The 18,289-nt window shown below is 49.1% G+C and carries 19 protein-coding genes; 1 reads left to right on the forward strand and 18 read right to left on the reverse strand.

What is annotated here, in order from left to right:
- Positions 1-29 precede the first annotated feature (29 nt).
- Positions 30-509, forward strand: a complete 480-nt coding sequence (locus ACEPSU_RS08675; RefSeq protein WP_125701140.1) for a universal stress protein — start codon at positions 30-32, stop codon at positions 507-509.
- A gap of 116 nt (positions 510-625) precedes the next feature.
- Here ACEPSU_RS08675 and ACEPSU_RS08680 read toward each other — a convergent pair whose 3' ends face one another.
- From ACEPSU_RS08680 to atpF, 18 genes are all read right to left on the reverse strand, one after another.
- On the reverse strand, positions 626-1,483 hold the full coding sequence (locus ACEPSU_RS08680; RefSeq protein ID WP_020088390.1) for a helix-turn-helix transcriptional regulator: 858 nt from the start codon (positions 1,481-1,483) through the stop codon (positions 626-628).
- A 351-nt stretch (positions 1,484-1,834) separates the two neighbouring features.
- Positions 1,835-3,454 (reverse strand): glycerophosphodiester phosphodiesterase, encoded by a 1,620-nt coding sequence (locus ACEPSU_RS08685; protein ID WP_395321128.1) that lies wholly within the window; start codon positions 3,452-3,454, stop codon positions 1,835-1,837.
- Positions 3,455-3,540: 86 nt separating this feature from the next.
- Entirely contained in the window at positions 3,541-4,683 is a 1,143-nt protein-coding gene (locus tag ACEPSU_RS08690) for a D-alanine--D-alanine ligase family protein (protein ID WP_020088392.1), read from the reverse strand.
- An 85-nt stretch (positions 4,684-4,768) separates the two neighbouring features.
- A complete protein-coding gene (locus ACEPSU_RS08695) occupies positions 4,769-5,740 on the reverse strand; it encodes a DUF2785 domain-containing protein (RefSeq protein WP_395321129.1) in 972 nt (323 codons plus the stop codon).
- A 370-nt stretch (positions 5,741-6,110) separates the two neighbouring features.
- Complete coding sequence (locus tag ACEPSU_RS08700) at positions 6,111-6,962, reverse strand: SPFH domain-containing protein (RefSeq protein WP_020088394.1); 852 nt, start codon at positions 6,960-6,962, stop codon at positions 6,111-6,113.
- 473 nt (positions 6,963-7,435) lie between these two features.
- Complete coding sequence (locus tag ACEPSU_RS08705; protein WP_020088395.1) at positions 7,436-7,738, reverse strand: glycine cleavage system protein H; 303 nt, start codon at positions 7,736-7,738, stop codon at positions 7,436-7,438.
- Positions 7,739-7,755: 17 nt separating this feature from the next.
- Entirely contained in the window at positions 7,756-8,961 is a 1,206-nt protein-coding gene (locus tag ACEPSU_RS08710) for an FtsW/RodA/SpoVE family cell cycle protein (protein WP_395321131.1), read from the reverse strand.
- Positions 8,962-9,055: 94 nt separating this feature from the next.
- Positions 9,056-9,280, reverse strand: a complete 225-nt coding sequence (locus tag ACEPSU_RS08715; RefSeq protein WP_020088397.1) for a DUF2969 domain-containing protein — start codon at positions 9,278-9,280, stop codon at positions 9,056-9,058.
- A gap of 12 nt (positions 9,281-9,292) precedes the next feature.
- Positions 9,293-9,586 carry a membrane protein insertion efficiency factor YidD gene (gene yidD / locus ACEPSU_RS08720; protein WP_395321132.1) on the reverse strand — a complete coding sequence of 98 codons (294 nt, stop codon included), beginning with the start codon at positions 9,584-9,586 and terminating at the stop codon, positions 9,293-9,295.
- 33 nt (positions 9,587-9,619) lie between these two features.
- Positions 9,620-10,624 (reverse strand): rod shape-determining protein, encoded by a 1,005-nt coding sequence (locus ACEPSU_RS08725; protein WP_020088399.1) that lies wholly within the window; start codon positions 10,622-10,624, stop codon positions 9,620-9,622.
- A gap of 238 nt (positions 10,625-10,862) precedes the next feature.
- Positions 10,863-12,170, reverse strand: a complete 1,308-nt coding sequence (gene murA / locus ACEPSU_RS08730; protein WP_395361504.1) for a UDP-N-acetylglucosamine 1-carboxyvinyltransferase — start codon at positions 12,168-12,170, stop codon at positions 10,863-10,865.
- A 30-nt stretch (positions 12,171-12,200) separates the two neighbouring features.
- Positions 12,201-12,428: a DUF1146 family protein gene (locus ACEPSU_RS08735; RefSeq protein WP_020088401.1), complete on the reverse strand. Its 228-nt coding sequence runs from the start codon at positions 12,426-12,428 to the stop codon at positions 12,201-12,203.
- Between the two features lie 403 nt (positions 12,429-12,831).
- Positions 12,832-13,251, reverse strand: coding sequence for a F0F1 ATP synthase subunit epsilon (locus ACEPSU_RS08740; protein WP_020088402.1), 420 nt, complete (start codon positions 13,249-13,251; stop codon positions 12,832-12,834).
- 13 nt (positions 13,252-13,264) lie between these two features.
- Positions 13,265-14,680 (reverse strand): F0F1 ATP synthase subunit beta, encoded by a 1,416-nt coding sequence (gene atpD / locus ACEPSU_RS08745; RefSeq protein WP_020088403.1) that lies wholly within the window; start codon positions 14,678-14,680, stop codon positions 13,265-13,267.
- Between the two features lie 22 nt (positions 14,681-14,702).
- Positions 14,703-15,602, reverse strand: a complete 900-nt coding sequence (locus tag ACEPSU_RS08750) for a F0F1 ATP synthase subunit gamma (RefSeq protein ID WP_020088404.1) — start codon at positions 15,600-15,602, stop codon at positions 14,703-14,705.
- 30 nt (positions 15,603-15,632) lie between these two features.
- Positions 15,633-17,174, reverse strand: a complete 1,542-nt coding sequence (atpA, locus tag ACEPSU_RS08755) for a F0F1 ATP synthase subunit alpha (protein ID WP_020088405.1) — start codon at positions 17,172-17,174, stop codon at positions 15,633-15,635.
- Between the two features lie 30 nt (positions 17,175-17,204).
- A complete protein-coding gene (gene atpH, locus ACEPSU_RS08760; protein WP_020088406.1) occupies positions 17,205-17,747 on the reverse strand; it encodes an ATP synthase F1 subunit delta in 543 nt (180 codons plus the stop codon).
- The gene (atpF, locus tag ACEPSU_RS08765) at positions 17,737-18,252 is read right to left on the reverse strand and encodes a F0F1 ATP synthase subunit B (protein WP_020088407.1); all 516 of its coding nucleotides are present in this window, start codon (positions 18,250-18,252) and stop codon (positions 17,737-17,739) included. The genes atpH and atpF overlap by 11 nt, the downstream gene beginning before the upstream one ends.
- Positions 18,253-18,289: the final 37 nt, after the last annotated feature.

Consider the following 18,289-nt stretch of genomic DNA (forward strand, 5'->3'; position numbering starts at 1 on the left):
AGAGTATAAAGTAATGAGAGGTGAACAATATGTTACAACAATACAAGCACATTTTAGTTCCAGTTGACGGTTCATACGAGGCCGAGTTAGCCTTCAAGAAAGCGGTCGCTGTTGCTAAGCGTAACGATGCTGATTTACATCTCGTTCACGTTGTTGATACGCGGGCTTTCCAAAATATTTCCAGCTTCGATACCAGCATGGTTGAACAAGTTACGGAAACAGCGAAGAAGACACTGGATAAATACGTGGCCGATGCCAAAGCCGATGGCTTAGAAAGCATCGACTACGCCATTGAATACGGTGCACCAAAGACCATTATTGCCCGTGACGTTCCACGAGACAACGACACTGACCTTATCATGATCGGTGCTACCGGGTTAAACGCGGTGGAACGGTTACTCATTGGTTCCGTGACCGAATACGTCACTCGGACCGCTGTCTGCGACGTTATCGTGGTTCGGACCGACCAGAACAACCGGCCAGCTAAGAACACGAAGTCTGAAAGATAATTACGAACATTCTTAAAACCAGGTACCGTCATCCCTAGGGTGGCGGTACTTTTTTTCGTCTAAATCATGGGGCCTACCTAAAAAGCCGGCAGGCACCATGACCTGTCGGCTCTAAGTTATTCAGTTAGCATTGCGCCAATCTGCGGCGTCAATCGTTCTTGCAGGGCCACATTATGCGTGACCAAAGCAAGGGTGCGAGCAATCACCAAACTGCGCTTCGCAGCGGCGGTCGCCAACAAGGCTTGTTCCGCCTGCCCCTTCAGCTCATACAAGACATCAATTAAGTATAGTGAAGCCTGGTGCTTAACCGCCCGCAACGCCGCCTCAACGTTTTCAATCACCATTTGTGGCTGATCTAAGTCGAGGTACATCTTGGCAATACGGTAGCGTGCCCAGATCATCCGTTGGAAGTTCTCTTCGTCATGCCATTCGAAGTCATCCAGATAGTTGCTGGCCGCATTCAGGTAGTAACGCGTCTTATCCAACTCCTGCCGCGCCATGTAGGCATCTGCCATCCCGACATTACCCACGATTGCGTACAAGTCCCACGGCATCCGATGGGAACGGTGCAGTAATAAATTAAAGTGGAAGATAGCTTCGTCCGGTCGTTGCCGGGCCCCCATTTCAATAAACCCACGATAATAATGATAGCGTTCGCGGTCAAATCCATTTTGGACATTAGTCATATTCATCTTGGCCAGCATCTCGGCTGCCAGCGAATAATCCTCGCGCCGAACTGCTTGCGAAATACAACTAAACTGTTCGTCCAACCCGCTACCCAGTCCCGATAAAACATCATTTAATGAAATGTTCAGTCGCCGGCAGATCTGTAAAATGATCTTAATGCTAGGTAACTTATCTTTCTTTTCCATCAAACTGACGGTCGCTTGGGTGCAGATTCCTTCGGCCAATTCCTGTTGCGACAAATTCTTCTGTTTCCGGTATTGTTTAACCTTATTCCCTAATAAACGCATCTTATCTCTCCCTACGATTCGTAACGTTAGGTAGCTGTCAACCGATAAATCCGAACATTACGCAAACGTCATCAACGCCGGTTCCCCGACCATAAATCATAATAGGCGTTAATATTCATCCCCTGGTAATGACTGGCCAAACTTGGCCTCTTTATCTTAATTACCATGATAAGTGATTCAGGGGGAATTACAAGCATAATGCTAATTTATTAAGGAACTTTAATCTGTCTATACCATTTTATCATTTAAAAATAAAAGAATTAATAAACGGCCACAATCAGTCGTATATTAATTCTTTAATCGTTAATATTATTCGTACTTTTAGTAAGCATTTACTTGATTAGCAATTGGTTAATAGCTATAAATAAAGTTCTGGAGCACGGCCCACCCCTGACGCTGTGGTGACTGTCGCGTAACTGCCCGCAATCGCCGCAGCTCATTCGTAATCTGGCCGTCCGCTCCCAACGCCCACATCCGCGTCATCTTTGCTCGCGAATCCGGCGTCCAAATGTAGGCGGGCACCCCCATCTGATGAGCCGCCAAGATAAATTGTTGGCTAGCTGAGATTTGCTGGAAGGAGTAGAAATCCGCCGGCACCGACTGGGGGGCTATCCAGTTGAAAGGCAAGATATAGCCAACTTGCAGCCGAGGCACCCGCTGCCGAAGCTGCGCCACTACCCGATAGTCCAGGGAGTGGACAACGTCATGGTCGCGGATCAGTCGCTGCCCGTACTGCCGAGCAAAGCGGCGAGTCATCCCCGCCGAGTCCCGTGGCGTCGTCTTGAGTTCTACCATCAGTGGCTGATGCAACCGTTCTGCCGCTCGCAAATAAGCAGGCCATCCGGCCAACGACGTAGATTGCCCATTCTCGTGGACTGTCAGCCGTTCTAGTTGGCGAAGCGTCAACTGGTGTGGCGTGACGTTTCGCGCCGCGAGAACCCGCAAATTTTCATCGTGGAGCACGACCCACTGATGGTCCTTCGTCTCGTGGAGATCCATCTCCACGTAGGTCGGATGTTCCCGGCTCACATGCCGCAGGGCCACAATGGTGTTCTGAACGCCCCAAGCATGGTCGACCCCTCGGTGGCTAATCAAGGCTGTAGGCGCAAACTGCGGCTGCTGGGTCAGTGTCTGTTGAACAATGACCCCTCCCAGCCCCAAACAGGCCACACCGCCGATAATGGACCACCAACGACGATGGCCTCTGCTAGAGTCGATTATCGCCGACAAGTTGGGTTGACCACACCAACTCCACACAACCGTAAGCGCCCCTAAGATGCTGGTCACGGCAAACAACAGAAGGACGCAAGCCAACGAGACTGTAAGCCCACTAACGGCCACCTGCGTCGAAGCATAGCGACCGGCCTGCGCATTGACCCGCACTAGGCCTTCGCTGACTAGCCACCAGCCAAACGTTAACAGGCCACAGACGAAGAGTCCGCCAGCCATTTGGCCCACCGTTCCCGGTCGCTTCAGTTGCGGTGTCAACCGGCGGAAATGTCGGGGGCCCCACAACAACAGATAGCCAACCAGAAGTAGATAGATAACGGCGGCCACCAGTACGACCGGCCGCCGATGAAGCGACACGAAGTTGACCCAGCTCGCCGCTACCGGTAGCCGAACAAGAATCCGGCTACTCAGCCCCCACGACCCCAGTGGCAGGGCAAGGATGGCCACCCAAAGCTCCACCACTAACCAACGCCACTTATATCGCCAAGCTAGCCGCCAACTCGTTTGCCAGTCCGGAATCGGTGTCCCGGTGAACAGTCGCGTTAATTGCGTGAACTGACCGGCAATCGTCACCCCTAAGGCTAGCGTGGCGAAAATTAAACTCGCCGACCATCCCGGGCGCTGACCAGACCAGCGAACCAGCGCAAACAATCCGGCGACCAGTTCCCAGCCGATCAACATCCCCGGCGTCAATATTCCCACGCGCCAGCTTTTCACCAGACGGCGTCCAAACTCTCGCAAAACAACAGCCTCCCCTTTCAACACTCATGAACCAACAAAAAAACCGGTACGAAACGTCTCCGCTTCATACCGGTTATCAGTAAAATCTACTTTTTCGGCTTGTAAGTTGATGCCGCCGAGTTGTTATCTAACGGAATGAAATCGTAAGCCAATTCATCTTGATACTTGAATTCTTCTAAGGCCAGTTCAATCAAGCGGTCAATTAAGTCCGCATAACTGATCCCGGAAGCTTGCCACAACTGTGGGTACAAGCTGATGTTGGTGAACCCAGGTAAGGTGTTGACCTCACCAACGTAAGGGACGCCATCCTTGGAAACCAAGTAGTCAATTCGTGCCATACCCTTTAAGCCCAAGGCTGCATATGCCCGCAGACCCATCGTTGTGATTTCCGTCGTGAGTTCAGCTGGTAATTCAACTGGCACTTCGAAGGTCACACCACTGGCATCAACGAACTTGTTGTTGTAGTCGTAGAACACATCGGATTCTGGCACCCGGATTGCACCCAACTTGGATGCTTGGGGATGTTCGTTACCCAAAATGGAAATTTCGACTTCCTCAGGACCTGCAATCGTTTCTTCTACCATCACTTTGAAGTCATAACGGAAGGCATCAGCGACACCCGCGTTAAATTCTTCTGCGTTTCCGGCTTTGTGAATACCGACTGAGGAACCTTGGTTGGCAGGCTTGATGAAGACGTTCGTCCCCAACTTCTCTGAAACCGTGGCGTAATCGTATTCGTCGCGATTTTCAGGCGTGATGACCACGTACTTCGTGTTCCGAATGCCGTGGGTCGTCAGAACTTGCTTCGTCATATCCTTATCAAAGGCCGTCGCTGATGCCAAGACGCCACTCCCCACGAAAGGCTTTTTCAGTAAGCGGAAAAGGCCTTGGATCGTACCGTCTTCACCCAAGTTACCATGAATAATTGGGAAGAAAACATCAATATCCTTTGCTTGAGATAAATTCCAAATGGGTGCCAATGGGTTCGTAGCGTCTACTTGGGCTTGTTCTTCAGCAGCGACCGTTGCTTCATCTTCACCATCAAAGACGCGCCGGGAAGCAGCGTCGCTTAAGACGAAACCGTCACGTGTCAGTAAGAATAAACTAACGTTGTAACGTGACTTGTCCATCGCGTCATAGATGTTGTGGGCTGAACGCTTAGAAACGTCATGTTCCGAAGAATTACCACCGAATAATAGACCTACATGTAACTTTGTTTTTGTATCCATTTTGTCACTCATCCTATCGTATATATTTCGGTTAGCCTACAGTATACCATTTCTCCAAAAAATTGAATATATTTTTCGGTAAATTTCAGCCTAAAAAATCGATAGTTGAGTTGAGATATTTTTTAAGTTTCGGACTAGCATCATTTCTCAGTCGGAGGGCATCGGACAGCCGCTTGCGATTAAAGAACTGATTCCACCCCGCCAGGTTATCCGGCCGTCGACGGCGAGCTACGGCCAACCGCCACTGCTTCAACGCGCTTATCAGCGCCGTTTCATACAAGGGGTGCCGATTGGTCAACGTCACAAAGTAGGTTGCCATTCGGTCATTTTCCCCATAGATCAGCGGCGTGGTCAGCCGTTTCAGACGCTCAATCAAGGTCATCAGGAGGAAGAGCTTGTCGGCTCGCGGTAAAATGTCCGTCTCCGCCAACACCGTCAGCAGGTCAATGATTGCGGCGTACGCGTGAGCCCAACCCTGTTGATTGATGAACCCCCGGGTGTCGGTCTCCAAACAGATATAGGTGGCCACTTGATTGACTAGGTGGTTGTAGGCCAACATCCCCTGGGCATCATTCTCCGCAACAAAGTGAAGAGCGACCGCCAGCAAGGAAGCCGACCCTGCCCGACCAAAGATTGCCGCGTTGGTGGGTTCGAGGATGTGGCTAAACAACGCCTCGTCACGACTCAGGAAGTTAACCAAAGTCACCATATCGTTGACGCCCAACGCATTTTGCTGCAAGGCATCGTACACGGTAAAGTTGATCCCATTGTACCGAATAGCCGGATTGGGGGACGCCAAGTGATGGAGCAGGCGATCCAAGTCCTTTAAGGAAAGCGCCAATGGCTGATTCTTTTCGAGCCGACCACGTAGCGTATTCAGTAGCTCCTCGATGCCATCCTGGTCATCGGGTAACGTGACGGGGGTGCGTCGCCGCCGGTGGATTCCATCCATCAATTGCCCCAGCCGCGGCCCCAGAGACTGAAAAACCGTCCCTTTTTTTAACTCTGCATTCAGGGTCGCGAGCTGCTGCTGCAACTCCCCTATCTGTTCATCCATCTTGTTACCCTCCAGTGATTTTTCTTTTCTGATGCCTTTCCATGTTAACTGCCGCCTGCTGTGGGAACCAGTGTGAGCCTGAGAAACGGTCTCACACCTCGACTTTAAGCTACACCAAGTTCAGGCGTAGCTTAAAGCTCGTCCCATGCCGTAAACACGGGAAATTCACCCGTGTTAACGCCATCGTCACAGCTGGCTACATCCTGACCTCCTCCGGCTAAAGTTTGTGTTATCAATTATAAAAAAATACTAACCTCAAAAAATTACTAGCGTGTTGGGGTCGCCAGTCTCTGTATCAATGAACGCAATGACCCATGCGTTTTAAAGTCAACAACACATGAGCCACTGCGTCTAAATTTCAATCAATTCATCATGACTCTATTTTACCAGTATTAATGACCGGTTGGGATCCCCGTTCATTGATGATTGACACCATCATGTTGTTAATCAGTTGTAATTTTTGGTTGTCGCTGAGTTCCAAGTCGGTTTCGTTGGCCAACCGGCTGATGGCGCCTTCGGTGATGGACACGGCCCCTTCCACGATGATTTTCCGCGCGGACAAGATAGCCTGTGATTGTTGCCGCTGTAACATTGCGGACGCAATTTCGGTGGCATAGGCCAAATGGGTCAATCGGGTTTCAATAATCTTGACCCCGGCCACGTTCAGCCGCTCCTGCAGTTCTTCCGTCAAATGGTTAGAAACCTCGGTCGGGTTGCTCCGTAACGTCAGGGCCTCGCCGTCGCCAAAATTATCATAGGCATATTCAGACGCTACGTGACGAATGGCCGATTCACTTTGAATCTCCACGAATTGCTCGTAGTCTTCTACGGAGAACAGGGCCTTACTGGTATCGACAACTTTGAAGACGATCACCGCCGCAATTTCAACCGGGTTCCCTTGAAGATCATTGACCTTCAGAATGGCACTGTTAAAGTTTCGAACCCGCAGTGAGACCGTGGACTTATTGGTCAGTGGCACCGTCAAATACAGGCCAGCTTCCCGAATCGTCCCGATGTAACGACCAAAGAACGTCAAAACCTTAGATTGATTAGGACTAATAATGGTCAAACTGCTAGCAGCCAAGACGGCCAAGACTAAAATAATAATCGCCAGGGGAACCATAATGTTTTCAAAAATCATCCAACCCCCACCGATGAACAAAGCCAGAACAATCAACAAGCCCAAGTAGCCGTTGATATGAAACACATTCTTTTCTGCCATGTTACTCACTCCATTTCTATAATAGCTACTTCCATTATACCCGACTCGCAGACAAAGGCATAAGGAACCGGTTTCAGGGAGGCTTGGTGAGATTAAACACGACCGGTTTGATCCATCAGAGAATGGTCGTCATGAAAATCGGCTAGCCACGCCAGTTGAACCATTTTTACCGGCCTAGGCAAAGTCATCATTGTTGCCCAGCCGCAGGAGGTCAGGGGTGGCGGTTGCTGTGACGACGGTGTTAGCCCGGGCGCTTGTTTCTCCCCGGACTTACAGCGTGGGACGTGTTGGGAAACTCGCATGAACTTTGCGAGGTTCCCAACCGAGCCGGAAGCCCGCCCTTCGGCTGCAGGCGGTCCCCATAGCAACCAGAACCCCTGGCAGCCGAAGGCGAACGCTACACTCTGCCTTTCCACAGGGACGCAAAAACCGGTTCAACTCCGCGTGGAGCCGAACCGGTTCGATCACTCTAATTAAGCTTCCTGAACGTCCACAAACCAAGCGGCGTCAGTATCACTGCCGTTTAAGGCATCGAAGTCGTTCGCTAACGCTGGGTTAACGGCGGCAACTTTACCAGAAACTGGGCTTTGGATGTCGGATACAGCCTTGTCAGCTTCCACGCTCAACAGGTTTTCACCCTTCTTGACCGTGTCGCCAACTGCAGGTAACTTGGCGAATTTGATAGTACCTAACTCGTCTTGTCCTTCAGTGGTCAATCCAATTCGGGTGCCATCAGCAACTGATTTTGTCCAAAAATACTTTACCATTTCAGCCATATTATCTGATCTCCTTTTTATTTAAATGCGTCATTACGGCTAAACATGTAACTCTTATAATGATACCGCATCGACATGATTAAACCAATTCCGATGAGGTTCCCAATCAGAGCTGACCCCCCTTGACTAACAAACGGTAATGGAATACCGGTCAGTGGCAAGAGTCCAATGCTCATCCCAATGTTTTCAAACACGTGGAAGAGAATCATCATGATAACCCCAGTGGAAATGTAGGCGTAGAAGACGTTCTTGGTATCGAACGTTACCCGGATCATTTGATAGATCAACAAGAAGTACAGGAAGATCAAGACACAGCCCCCGATGAACCCAAAGTTTTCACCGATTACGGAGAAAATCATATCGGATTCCCGGACAGGGACGTAAACGTGAGAAACGTTGAACCCGGTCCCAAAGATGCCACCGGACCCCACCGCCTTCATACTTTGCCACAGCTGATACCCACTATTCGAGGTATCCTGTGAGGGATGCAGCCAGGTATCGACCCGGGAGAACTGATAGGCTTGAAAGCCAACTTTTTCCAGAATCTTTCGTCCAGCATCGGTCGTGACCAACGCCAACGCGGTTCCCCCGACACCCCCGACAATCGCAAACGCGGGGGCAATGATCTTCCAGGTAATCCCGGAGACCAGTATCACCCCACCCACGATAGCGAAGAACACCAGCATGGTCCCAAAGTCATTTTGTAATTTCAACAAGACGGCTACCGGCAAGGTCCAGAGAATCAGCTTCCCGATCAACACCCAGTCCGTCCGCACCGTGTGCAGTGGATTCTGGTTGTTGTGTTCCGTCACGACCCGCGCCAACATCAGGATAAAGGCGGGCTTCATGACTTCGGACGGCTGGAAGGTCAATGACCCGATGGCAAACCAACTCCGGGCACCGGTGTTGGCATAGTACGCCCGACTATAGAAGATCAACACGGCCGCCAGCAGGAAGATTCCCAGCCCATACAGCACCGGGGCCACCTTCCACAGCTGTTCGGAGTCGAATTGCATGATGATAATGATGGCAACCGTCCCAATAACGTACCAGACTAACTGTGAGACCACAGCGGATGTAATGCTCGTGGCACTACTATCGTGGGTCGCCGCTACATAGATGGATGCTAACCCAATCAGGGCCAACATCAGGACACAGAAGATGATTCCCCAGTCGATTCGGGAATCGGTCTCGGTCCGTTGTTCTGTCGCATTCTTTGCCACAATGATTGCTCCTTATTTCAAACTAAGATACTCCTAAGTATAAAGGCCGCAGTGAACTTTAACGATTCACTGCGGCCAACTTTACTAAAAATTATTAACCGCGATGCAGGTGATAGTCCCGCAAGAGCAGTTCGACACCTTCGTCGACCGTCTTAGCGCGATAGACGTCACCGTCATTGAGCTGCGCTTCGAAACGGTCGCCGTCAGGCTTAACCGTCCCAATTGTCTCGTCGCCGATCTTTAAGATAGACATCGTTGCGCCTTCTGGTAATTTTTGTTCATCAACTGTGACTTGCACTGCTTTTTCTCGTTTACTCATGCCAACTCTCCTTTATTTAGTGGGGGAATTTTTATCAAGGCCCATTTCCTTGCGGTAAGCCTGCTCAGCCGCGAAGTTCCGGCGTAAAGTGAAATGATCCGGTACGGGATCAACGCCACCGCGGACGAAGGGATGACAACGCAGGATGCGTGCCAGCCCCATCAGGCCCCCTTTAACTGCACCATGCTTGGCTAATGCCTGTAGCATGTAATTCGAACACGTCGGATAATACCGACAGGTCGGTGGAAACAGCGGTGAAATGAACCGTTGATAACCACGAACCAGCTTCGTCAGTAACCATTTCATCGCGATGCTCCCTTCTGTGTTAACCACAGACTGTTAGTTGTTTTCCTTAGCGGTCTTGGTGTCCATGTGCTCCAGAAGCACACCAGCACCCTTGGCCACGTTATCCAGTGGATCTTCGGAGATGATGACCGGAACCGTCAGCTTTTCAGAGAAGAGCTTGTCGATACCATCGAGCAAGGCCCCCCCACCAGTCAACATGATGCCACGATCGATAATATCCGCAGCCAATTCTGGTGGTGTCGTTTCCAACACGGCCATGGCAGCTGACACAATCTGGTCAACGGAATCGTGGATGGCCAATTCAACTTCAGCGGCGGTAATCGTCGTTTCAGTAGGCATCCCACTAACGGAATCCCGGCCACGAACGTCCATCGTCTTTTCTTCATTACCGGGTTCTGGGTAGGCCGTCCCAATCTTAATCTTGATGGTTTCAGCGGTCCGTTCCCCGATAATCAGGTTGTGGTGATGCTTCAGGTAGTTCACGATTTCAGTGTTCATCCGGTCACCAGCGACCCGAATTGAACGGCTAGCCACGATGTCACCCAGAGAAAGGATCGCGATGTCACTCGTGCCCCCACCCATGTCGATCACCATGTTACCGCTTGGCTTGAAGATATCCATTCCGGCACCCAATGCAGCCACCTTTGGTTCGTATTCCAGATAGACTTTGGCGCCACCAGACTTTTCAGCAGCCTGAATGATGGCCTTCCGTTCGATCTCGGTAATGTTCGTTGGGGCACAGATCATGATGTTAGGCTTGGATAGGAAGCCCTTCACGCTTAATTTATTAATGAAATAGGAGAGCATGGCTTCAGTGATATCGAAATCAGAAATGACTCCATCCTTCAAGGGACGAATAGCCCGAATGTTACCGGGGGTCCGGCCAACCATTCGATAAGCTTCGGAGCCCACCGCTAATACCTTGTCAGTCTTCGTATCGATTGCAACGACTGATGGTTCATTTAATACGATACCTTTGCCGACCACGTAGATTAAAACATTCGCAGTCCCCAAATCAATTCCAATGTCTTTCGCCATACTTATGCGTCCTCCTGATTTTTAATGCCAATTTTCAACATTTCATTATACCATAATCTCCAACAACTCTAAATGCTTTCTCGCGCTCAAGCGGGAACTAAACGAATTGTTAACGATTCGTCCTCCAACCGTTGCACCTGAATTATCGCAAAATCCTTCTAGGTCAAACAGGTGCTGACGCGCGCCAGCACCCTTGCGATAATAAAAAGGCGGCCACAAGTGCCACCCTAAATAAGTTCTAATTTTTGACGTGCGTGTTCTTTAAGACCACCGTATCGTCTTCTGGGAAGTCGACCCGTTTGACCTGTGCACCCAGGGCCGTCAACTTCTTGTGGAAGTCGTAGTAGCCGCGGTCAAGGTACTTCAAGTTCGTCACTTGCGTGTAGCCGTCAGCAACCAAACCAGCCAGAACTAACGCTGCGGCTGCCCGTAAATCGGTAGCTGCGACTTCAGCCCCGTTAAAGTCGGTTGGCCCGTGCATCACGACCGTCCGCCCGTTGATTTGGAACTGGGCATTCATCCGGCGTAATTCTTCCAGATGCATGAACCGGTTTTCAAAGACGGTTTCGGTCATCGTGCTAGTCCCCTCAGCAGCCAACTGTAAAATGGTCATCTGTGGCTGCATATCAGTTGGGAAACCAGGGTATGGCAAGGTCTTGACGTCCGTCGGCATTAACTTTTCTGGGCCAACGACCCGGATACCAGCGGCTTCTTCCGTCACTTGTACACCCATTTCTTGTAATTTAGAAATTAAAGGCTTGTTATGTTCAACAATACCGTCCTTGATCAGCACATTACCCTGAGTCAATGCGGCAGCAACCATGAAGGTCCCTGCTTCGATTCGGTCCTGAACCACGTTGTGTTCCGTCCCGTGCATCTTCTCAACACCATCGATCCGCAACGTTTCCGTCCCGGCACCGCGAACATGAGCCCCCATCTTGTTCAAGACGTTAGCTAAGTCCACAATTTCTGGTTCACGGGCAACATTATCAATCACAGTCGTCCCCTGCGCAAGGCAGGCAGCCATCATGACATTTTGTGTTGCGCCGACGCTAGGAAAATCTAAGTAAATGTGCGTTCCCTTTAATTGATCAGCGAAAGCTTCAATGTAGCCATCGTGCTGTTCGATCCGGGCACCCAATGCTTCAAGCCCCTTCAAATGTAAATCAATCGGACGCGTTCCAATGGCACAACCACCGGGTAATGCCACCCGGGCATGACCTAACCGTGCCAGAAGTGGCCCCATCACAACGATGGATGCCCGCATCTTGGAAACGTATTCAAATGGTGCTTCACTTGACACTTGGTGGGTCGCATCGATAGTAACTTCCCGCCGCTCTTCGTTAAAATCAACGCGCAGGTTCAGGAAACGAAGGACCTTATTCATCGTATAAACATCAGATAAAACTGGAACATTTGCTAAGTGGGTGAGTCCATCTTGACCAAGGATCGAGGCTGCCAGGATTGGCAGAACCGCATTCTTTGCGCCTTCGATATTTACCTCACCAGTTAAGCGGTTCCCACCATGAACAATAATTTTTTCCATGGGATACCTCCAAAGAATTTTCGGGCTTGCCTATAGTAAATAGCCCAGATTACGAACATTATTGATGAAGTCCAGAAAGAACGAGCTGCAGCCGTACCCTATCGCTACCGACAACATCACGATAACGACCCGTGCCTGACGGGGGTACACCGACATTAGTCGTTCAATGTGTAACGCCGAGATTGCCCAAAATGCGAGGGCAATGAACGTCAAATGACTAACAATCGTTAGAATCGCTTGCAACCCTAGAAGTTTCATTAACTCAATCCTTTCTAAACATTCTCACCAACTATAGCATAATTTTTCGTGCTTGTCCTTGAAATTCCAGCAAAATCGGCGTTTGTAATATTACATTTACTTTTATTAATAGCTGTGACTGAACAAACTATAAGTAATTTCAGTGAATGACGTTTCCAGGGGGCCTTTTATTTAAAATCATAGAGTAAACGGCTTTGGTTGCTAACCATTGACTTCAAATCGCTGGATTGGGCATCGGTAAATTCCGAACTTTAATTTTTTCATCACCTAGACCAATCCACAATTATCTGGTCCAGACACTTGTTCACGGCCACACACCGTCAAGGACCAATTTGAATTTTAAGCAAACAAAAAGGCAATTCCCGTTAGTGAGAATTGCCTTTTTTGACTTGCATTAGTGTGCTTAATGGTTGGCGACGTTAATTCGGTTGATGGCCCGCCGCAAAGCGACCTCAGCCCGTGCCAAAGTGTCATCGTCATGAGCTTCTTGCGCCTTTTTAATGGCAGCTTGCGCCCGATCACGAGCACTTTCGGCCCGACCGACGTCAATATCGTCTTGACGTTCCGCACTGTCAGCAACAATGGTGGCAACATTGTCGGAGAATTCTAGGAAACCACCGTTAACGGCAATTTCATCCTCTTCACCATCATGTTTAACCCGTACTTCGTCAACTTCCAGAGAAGAAATGACGGGCACGTGATTGGGCATGATCCCGAGTTGACCCAACTTAGTCTTGATGACCAAGAGTTCACCATCGTTTTCATAGACCCGGCCATCTGGGGTTACGATACTAACGGATAATACTGATTGATTATCAGCCAATTAGAATCCCTCCCTAGTTGTTGGCAACGGCAGCGTTCATTTGCTTAGCCTTTTCGACAGCGTCTTCGATAGCACCACAGTTCCGGAAAGCATCTTCTGGTAGGTCATCATACTTACCATCTAAGATTTCCTTGAAACTCCGGACAGTATCTTCCAACTTAACATACTTCCCGTCCATACCCGTAAATTGTGAAGCAACGGAGAATGGTTGTGACAGGAAGAATTGAATCCGCCGAGCACGGTTAACAATCGTTTGTTCTTCTTCGGAAAGTTCATCCATCCCTAAGATAGAGATGATATCTTGCAATTCATGGTACCGTTGCAAGACGTGTTGAACTTCCGTAGCAACATCGTAGTGTTCTTGACCGATGATTTCAGGGGCCAAGGCAGTAGACGTTGAAGCCAGTGGGTCCACGGCTGGGTAAATCCCTTGTTGCGTCAAAGCACGTTCCAAGTTAGTCGTGGCATCCAAATGGGCGAAAGTCGTGGCAGGAGCAGGGTCGGTGTAGTCATCGGCAGGCACGTAAACGGCTTGGATCGAGGTGATAGACCCCTTCTTCGTCGACGTGATCCGTTCCTGTAACTGACCCATTTCAGTAGCCAACGTTGGTTGGTAACCAACGGCTGAAGGAATCCGACCCAAGAGGGCAGAAACTTCAGAACCGGCTTGCGTGAACCGGAAGATGTTATCGATGAAGAGCAGCACATCTTGGCCCTTAACATCACGGAAGTATTCCGCAATGGTCAAACCAGTCAGGGCAACCCGCATCCGGGCACCAGGAGGTTCGTTCATTTGACCATAAACCATGGCCGTTTGCTTCAGAACCCCTGAACCTTTCATTTCCCAGTACATATCGTTACCTTCACGAGTCCGTTCACCAACACCGGTGAAGACGGAAATCCCGTTATGGCCTTGAGCAATGTTATGGATTAATTCTTGAATTAAAACGGTCTTACCAACACCGGCACCACCGAACAAACCAATCTTCCCACCACGAACGTAAGGTTCGAGTAAGTCAATAACCTTGATACCCGTTTCCAGGATTTCAGTCGTAGGGTTTAATTCGTCATATTTAGGTGCATCACGGTGAATTGGCATCCGTTCTGCGTCTGGTCCAAATTCGGCACCGCCGTCAATAGGATTCCCCAGAACGTTGAACACCCGACCGAGAGTGTCGTCACCAACAGGAACAGAAATAGAAGCCTTAGTGTTTTCTACTTCCATACCCCGGCGAAGACCATCGGTACCGTCCATGGCAATCGTCCGCATAACCCCGTCACCTAATTCCAAGGCAACTTCGGTTACAAGGATACTACCATCATCTTTTTTGATGTTAAGGGCGGTGTTGATGTCAGGTAATTCATCATTCAGTGGGAATTCAACGTCAACAACAGGTCCGATAACTTGAACAATTTTACCAGCACTCATTATTCGTTAATTCCTCCCGTCATTAATTATTTAAGGCTTCCTGACCACCAGTAATTTCGGTGATTTCAGTGGTGATTGCTGCTTGTCGTGCACGATTATAGTGCAGTTGCAACGTTCCAATCAAATCATCGGCATTATCAGTGGCTGATTGCATCGCATTTGAACTTGATGCGTGTTCGGAAGTCTTCGCGTCCAAGATTGCACCGTAAACTAAGCTTTCTGCGTATTGTGGCAGAACGACCTGCAGCACTTCTTCTTCAGAAGGTTCGGTATCGTATTCAGCAGTTAAAGGTGCAGCTTGCGTATCGTTTGCCGCATCAGTCGACAAGGTTTCCTTGTCAACTGGTAACATTTTTTCAGCCCGAAAACGGGATGAAATCCGGTTTACAAAGTGGTTGTAGCACACAAAGAGTTGATCAAACACCTCATTGTCAAACATCGTGGTTACGGTCTTAACGATTTCCCGAACTTCGTTAAATTCAGGCACATCGCTGACCCCACGGTATTCGTAAGCCACGTTGATGCCACGGTTCCGGTAGAAGTCGGCACCTGTTCCCCCAACGGCTAACACCATGTAGTCGTCAGGATTAGGCGTCCGTTCTTTAATGAACGTATTGGCTTCCCGGAGCACGCTACTATTATAGCTACCCACCATTCCACGATCGGAGGTGATCACTAAATATGCGGTTTTCTTTACTGGACGGTTCGACTGTAGGCTACTTGAGGAATTATCTAACAGATGAGACTGTGAAAGATGCATAACGACAGCCTTAACCTTCGAAACATAGTCTTGGTAGCCGACTGCGTGTTTCTGAATCTTATTTAACTTCGCGGTCGAAACCATGTGCATCGCCGCCGTAATCTGACGGGTTGCTTTCGTGGATGTAATTCGACGTTGGACGTCATGAATTGATTCAGCCATTATTTCTCACCATCCTTCCTTCAAGTAATCTTAATCAGCCGTGTCTGCCGCCGTATTATCGGCTTTAGCAGTTGGTTGGAAAGTTGCATCGAATTCAGCAATGGCCGTTTCGAGAGAGTCGCCTTCTGGCAAGTTCCCTGTCTTGGTAATCGTGTCTTCGAGATCTTGATGGCTGGCATCCATGTAGTCGAACAGCTCGTTTTGGTAACGCAGAACGTCTTCAATTTCGAGCTTGTCCAAGTGACCATGAGTCAACGCAAACAAAATAATAACTTCCTTGGCAACCGGAACAGATTCATGCAAGCCTTGCTTTAAGACTTCCACGGTCCGTGCACCACGGTCTAGTCGAGCCTTGGTTGCGGCATCCAAATCAGAACCGAATTGGGCGAAGGATTCAAGTTCACGGTAGGCAGATAAGTCCAACCGCAACGTCCCAGCAACCTTCTTCATGGCCTTGATCTGAGCGTCACCACCAACCCGGGAAACAGAAGTCCCGGCATCCATAGCTGGCCGAATCCCAGAATAGAATGAATCACTGTTCAGGAAGATTTGACCATCGGTGATGGAAATAACGTTGGTTGGGATGTAAGCAGAAACGTCCCCGGCCTTGGTTTCGATGACAGGCAAAGCCGTCATTGAACCGCCACCTAGTTCGTCACTTAACTTAGCAGCCCGTTCCAGCAAACGGGAGTGGGTGTAGAAGATATCACCAGGATATGCTTCACGACCTGGTGCCCGCCGTAAAATCAAGGAGAGTTCACGGTAAGCATCGGCTTGCTTAGTTAAATCATCGTAGACGATCAGAACATGCTTGCCGTTGTGCATGAATTCTTCACCCATGGCAGCACCGGCATATGGTGCAACGTACAACATTGGTGCTGGTTCGGAAGGACTAGCAGTAACGACAATCGTGTAGTCCATAGCGCCGAATTTTTCCAGCGTAGAAACTTGTGCACGCACCGTAGAAGCCTTCTGACCAATAGCAACGTAGATACAGATCATGTTTTGACCCTTTTGGTTAATGATCGTATCGATGGCGATAGAGGACTTCCCAGTCTTCCGGTCACCGATGATCAATTCACGTTGTCCACGTCCAATTGGAACCAAAGCATCGATGGCTTTAATCCCGGTTTGCAGAGGTTCACTAACCCCTTGCCGTTCCATAACACCAGGTGCTTTGTGTTCGATTGGCCGCGTCTTGTCCGTGGAAATGTCCCCTTTACCGTCAATTGGCCGGCCCAGTGGGTTTACAACCCGACCGATTAATTGATCGCCAACGGGAACTTCCATGATTCGTCCAGTCCGCTTAACGGAGTCGCCTTCAGTGATTCCAGTAAAATCACCCAAGACAACGATACCAACGTCACTGGATTCGAGGTTTTGGACCATCCCATAAACCCCGTTATCAAACAACAGCAGCTCACCTTGCAAAGCGTTGTTCAGACCGTGGGCCCGGGCAACACCATCACCAACGTAAGTAACCGTACCAGTTTCTTCAACTGAGATTTCATCCTTGTAGCTTTCTAATTGTTGTTTAATTAGAGCACTGATTTCCTCAGCTTTAATGCTCATGAAAGTTTCACCTCTTTATTACCGAATTCGTTATGCAAGCAGTTGCTGCCGTAAACGATTGATTTTTGTTCGTAAACTACCATCAAGAACCGTGTCAGCAGCCTTAACGATGACCCCAGCGATCACAGAAGGATCGACCTGACTACTCAAGATAACCTTATCGGCCCCTACACGTTCTGCGTAGGTTTTCTCGATCTTCGTCTTTTGATCATCAGTTAAAGGTACTGCCGTTGTGACTTCAGCGTAAACCGTGTGGTTAGCCTCATCATACATGGCCTGGAATTGATCGACGATGTCGACCACGTTTTCCATGCGACCATAGTCATATACCATTTGAACAAAGTTCTTGATATATGGCGATGCGTCTTTCAGTAACGGTTGTACTAAAGCCTCACGTTCAGCAACCTGCAGGCTAGCGTCTGAGAGCAAAGTGCTCAATTGCGGGTTGTCCTGGAAGATACTTCGAAGTTCTTTAAGCTCTGTAAAGCCTGACTCCAGTTGGTCTTTTTCGGACAACAGTTCATATAATGCTTTTGCGTAGCGCTTAGCTACAGTTGCCCTATTAAGACTCATGTTGCTTCCCCAACCCTTCGATATAAGAATCAATGAGTGCCTTTTGATCGTCAGCTTTCAATTCTCGTTGAATGATCTTGGAAGCAATCTCAATAGATAGGTCCGCCACGTCATTGCGGGCATTGACCAGGGCATCTTGGCGTTCTTGCTCGATGTCCTTTTGGGCATTTTGCTTCAACGTCTGTGCGTCTGTTTGAGCTTGTGTAACGATTTGTTCACGCTGTTGTTGACCATTGGTCTTGGCATCGTTCACAATCGTCTGTGCTTCAGACCGAGAACTAGCTAATGCGGTTTGACGCTTCTGAACTAAGTCAGCGGCTTCATTCCGAGAGCTTTCAGCTGAGTCAATATCATTACTGATCTTGTCAGCCCGATCTTGCATCATCTTGGTCACTGGCTTCCAAGCCAAGACCTTAACGATCCACATTAATAGTAAGAAACAAACGACGTAGAAAATTGAATCACCAAAGTAAAGCCCTGCGCCAACCACTAAATGTGAGAGCATCTATTGACACCTCCTTCTACTATCAGATATAAACATC

This window comes from Levilactobacillus parabrevis, from assembly GCF_044051715.1.
GTDB lineage: Bacteria > Bacillota > Bacilli > Lactobacillales > Lactobacillaceae > Levilactobacillus > Levilactobacillus parabrevis.

Bases quoted from the DNA above. Each gene is read 5' to 3' on its own strand.
- ACEPSU_RS08675 (WP_125701140.1), top strand. From the start codon at position 30: ATGTTACAACAATACAAGCACATTTTAGTTCCAGTTGACGGTTCATAC.
- atpH (WP_020088406.1), bottom strand. From the start codon at position 17,747: ATGAGTCTTAATAGGGCAACTGTAGCTAAGCGCTACGCAAAAGCATTA.
- atpF (WP_020088407.1), bottom strand. From the start codon at position 18,252: ATGCTCTCACATTTAGTGGTTGGCGCAGGGCTTTACTTTGGTGATTCA.
- ACEPSU_RS08725 (WP_020088399.1), bottom strand. From the start codon at position 10,624: ATGGCGAAAGACATTGGAATTGATTTGGGGACTGCGAATGTTTTAATC.
- atpD (WP_020088403.1), bottom strand. From the start codon at position 14,680: ATGAGTGCTGGTAAAATTGTTCAAGTTATCGGACCTGTTGTTGACGTT.
- atpA (WP_020088405.1), bottom strand. From the start codon at position 17,174: ATGAGCATTAAAGCTGAGGAAATCAGTGCTCTAATTAAACAACAATTA.
- ACEPSU_RS08715 (WP_020088397.1), bottom strand. From the start codon at position 9,280: ATGAGTAAACGAGAAAAAGCAGTGCAAGTCACAGTTGATGAACAAAAA.
- ACEPSU_RS08695 (WP_395321129.1), bottom strand. From the start codon at position 5,740: ATGGATGAACAGATAGGGGAGTTGCAGCAGCAGCTCGCGACCCTGAAT.
- ACEPSU_RS08700 (WP_020088394.1), bottom strand. From the start codon at position 6,962: ATGGCAGAAAAGAATGTGTTTCATATCAACGGCTACTTGGGCTTGTTG.
- ACEPSU_RS08680 (WP_020088390.1), bottom strand. From the start codon at position 1,483: ATGCGTTTATTAGGGAATAAGGTTAAACAATACCGGAAACAGAAGAAT.
- ACEPSU_RS08705 (WP_020088395.1), bottom strand. From the start codon at position 7,738: ATGGCTGAAATGGTAAAGTATTTTTGGACAAAATCAGTTGCTGATGGC.
- ACEPSU_RS08690 (WP_020088392.1), bottom strand. From the start codon at position 4,683: ATGGATACAAAAACAAAGTTACATGTAGGTCTATTATTCGGTGGTAAT.
- yidD (WP_395321132.1), bottom strand. From the start codon at position 9,586: ATGAAATGGTTACTGACGAAGCTGGTTCGTGGTTATCAACGGTTCATT.
- murA (WP_395361504.1), bottom strand. From the start codon at position 12,170: ATGGAAAAAATTATTGTTCATGGTGGGAACCGCTTAACTGGTGAGGTA.
- ACEPSU_RS08750 (WP_020088404.1), bottom strand. From the start codon at position 15,602: ATGGCTGAATCAATTCATGACGTCCAACGTCGAATTACATCCACGAAA.
- ACEPSU_RS08735 (WP_020088401.1), bottom strand. From the start codon at position 12,428: ATGAAACTTCTAGGGTTGCAAGCGATTCTAACGATTGTTAGTCATTTG.